The 3,030-nt window shown below is 55.7% G+C and carries 2 protein-coding genes; both read left to right on the top strand.

Going from position 1 to position 3,030, the window contains the following annotated elements; translation table 11 throughout:
* Positions 1 to 837: 837 nt before the first annotated feature.
* Positions 838 to 1,509, top strand: a complete 672-nt coding sequence (locus WLY71_RS30200; RefSeq protein WP_347806498.1) for a hypothetical protein — start codon at positions 838 to 840, stop codon at positions 1,507 to 1,509.
* Between the two features lie 14 nt (positions 1,510 to 1,523).
* The gene (locus tag WLY71_RS30195; protein WP_347806497.1) at positions 1,524 to 2,210 is read left to right on the top strand and encodes a tetratricopeptide repeat protein; all 687 of its coding nucleotides are present in this window, start codon (positions 1,524 to 1,526) and stop codon (positions 2,208 to 2,210) included.
* The last annotated feature ends 820 nt before the right edge of the window (positions 2,211 to 3,030 follow it).

Raw genomic sequence — 3,030 nt, 5'->3', positions numbered from 1 at the left:
GGGTGGCGGGGGTTTGCATTGAGGGTCCGTCTCGGGTGCGATCGCGGTTTGCAAATTCTACGCTAGGGAGCTGACGCTAACGCGCTCCCATTTCGAAGATTTAGAGAGTATGGACGATGTCAGCTTTCGCCAATATTTACTCGAGAACATCTTTACTCCCCTTGCAAAACGCACCTGGAGAATGTCATTCCGTAACCTCGATGAAGGAACTTGCTCATGGGGCTATTATTCACAGACGAGCTGATCCGAGCATTTCAGCAATTACAGTCTTATGAAGCTCGGCAGCTTAACTCACCAGCTGTAACCAGAAATGTATGGAGGGACACCACCCGCACACGCCAATTGTGCTCGAGTATTAACGGTAACGGAGACGAAACGCCCGCCCTTACTGGGGTTTGCAGCACTTTCATCGAGCATGCATAAACGCATAACTGGCATTGATTGGCGTATGAGTTGCCCCATTTTTGCCCCATCGGCTCCGCGCAATTCGGAATGCAAGCAATCCCGACAGACTGGTTTCGGCCGATTCTGTTGAAAAAGTCGGCCATAGTTTCCGCGGCAGAAAAGTATGCGTCCGAGATTGAAATCTTTACTCTCGGCAGAGGCATCGGGGACTCAGATTTCACGTAGCAGCGTGCAAAAAAGGCGTTTTCACCAGGCAATGATCAGGTCGTTTGGGCGGACCGACTTTTTCAACAGAATCGGCCAGAAGCGGACGTTCGATCCATGCCTGCTTTCAGCCAAAAAGAGAAGCTGGCCTTCTCCCGCAGGCCCGTATTGCTAAAGTTCCCGACTCACCAGCCGACAGCCTTCGTTCCCACTTCACGGATGATTTTAATGTTCCGCTCTCTTTTTTCCGGCGTTGCTTTGCTCGCCGTCGGCGCCGCCTGCACTGCCCAAGCCCAGACCGTCACCACGCCCGAACAACTGCTGACTGAATTCTCTCGTTGCGATGCGCATTTCTTCGAGAGCCTGCGCGATGCCCGCCTGCCAGCAGGAACCTTGCGCCTGAGTGACTACGGCTCGGTCAAGGCACCGACCATCATGAGTCCGCTGCAGGAAGGTGGCACTTACCAACACTTCGAAACGCCCCTGATCGTTAACGGCGTGCGTATGGTCGGCTATTACAACCAGGCCGAAACCATCAAGAACGTCGGCAATTTTCTGTTCTGGGGTTTCGTAGCCGATGGCTTGCCGCAAGAGGTGGCCGTAAAACTCAAGCCGCTGATCGTTGACAACGCACGCTTTGTCAGTCAGGGCAAAGCCATTACCCGCGCCGAAATTCGCCGCGTCGGTGACCCGATCGGCCAATGGCGCACCGAAGAACTGACCGGCCCCGGCGTCGCCACGCCGTTTGGTTTCGTAGACCGCGTGCTGATCGTCGACACGGGCGACACGACACCGCCGCTCGCGGGACACACCACCGTGTTCTGCTCGCTACAAGGCACCGTGACCGCGCCGCTGTTGCAGGTCTATCGCCCTGACCTCAACGCTCATCTGCTCGACTGACAAGGATGCTTATCATGAATACTCGCTGGCCCGCACTGATCGCCTGCTCCGTCATCCTCACAGGTTGTGCAGGGATGCAGAACCCGCAAAAAGCCAACCTTGTCCACTGCGCTAATCAGTTTAAGGCGTCCAAAGCCGAAAACTACCCTCTGGTGCTGCAGGAAGGTGATCTATGCCTGCAGAAAAATACGCTGCCCGCCTCGCTGCAAAGTTTGATTTACGCGGTGCAGGCCGACGCCTACAGCAACCTCAAGCACTTTCCCGAAGCCGTGGCCGCCAAGGAAAAATCCATGCAACTGGCGGTCAAGCCTGATCCGCGCACCAACCTGGACTTGAGCGCCATGTATCGCGACGCTGGCAACCCGAAAAAAGCCCTTGAACTCGTGCAGTACAACCTTGACAACGGGATGGGAGAAGCCGGAAAGGGTTCCGGCTTCAACATGCCGACCTACTATCATCTGGGCCTCGCGCTGACAGACCTGGGTCAGTACCGAGAGGCCGCTGAAGCATTCAGCACCGGCCTTCAGCGCCAGCCGGACTATGCCTGGGCCTATTATGCGCGCGGGATCGCGTACGACCATTTGGGAGGCAGGGACGATGCCAAGGCCGACTTCATGAAGTTCTCACAGATCGCCAACAAGAAGTACGTGCTGGAGGAGCACAAGGCCAAGCTCGCCGAGTACAGGATTTCCATGCCGTAATAGGAGAGCCGGCTTAGTGGCGAATGCGGTGGGGCCGCGAGCGCGGAGTGACCGCTTGAGTCGCATCTCAGATGAGGGAACGATTACCTCTGCTCCACCCCCGGGCGACGAAGCGAACCGAATGCGTCGGGGCCCCTTATAGCTCCGACGTCACTAAATCTACAGACTCGATCGCTACTCATGGCAGCTTTCTGTATCAATCCTAACGCGAGGGAACGACTGCTACTGGCCGATTGCTGCATCCCGTGACGGGCGGCTATGGGTCCAGAGTGTGTAAAAACGCTTCGCCAAAATTGAAGTAAGCGCGTCTACGTTAAATCTGAAATTTATCGGCACGTCAGCAGATGTGGATTTCGCGCAGAAGCGCGATTTCCAGTCTGGTTTTGAGTACCTGTCGCGCTCGAAAACGTTTTTACACAGCCTCGGTCGATACCGGCCGTTCGCCAAAGACTACTTTCGGTGAAAGCTGACTGCCTTGAACGACCGCGATGCTGCGTTTTTTTGGGGAGCCTAAGTGCTCTCCAATATCCCCCCTGCTTTCCATACCGGTCCTACAGCAACCTCGGAAATCGCTCCTATCCCCATGAAGCGATAAAATCTATAGTCACCCCGTCGCCCACAAAGCGACCAGGTTTGGCGACCTGCAGATCGGATCAGTCCCCATCAATCTGATTCGGAGTTTCACCTATGGAAAGATACATGCCCCTCACCGGAATCGACCTGATCCCGGCCTCCCTGCTCATCGATACCCAAGCCCCACTCGACGTTCTGCAAGCCATGGCTGACCACCGCATCCGAACGGTCACTCAGGTATTGGAAA

The organism is Pseudomonas rossensis, from assembly GCF_039888995.1.
GTDB lineage: Bacteria > Pseudomonadota > Gammaproteobacteria > Pseudomonadales > Pseudomonadaceae > Aquipseudomonas > Aquipseudomonas rossensis.
Note: the sequence above shows the minus strand (reverse complement) of the source record. Positions and strands in the feature narration are given on the sequence as shown.

Excerpts from the sequence above, each read along its gene's own strand:
- WLY71_RS30200 (WP_347806498.1), top strand. The coding sequence starts at position 838 with ATGTTCCGCTCTCTTTTTTCCGGCGTTGCTTTGCTCGCCGTCGGCGCC.
- WLY71_RS30195 (WP_347806497.1), top strand. The coding sequence starts at position 1,524 with ATGAATACTCGCTGGCCCGCACTGATCGCCTGCTCCGTCATCCTCACA.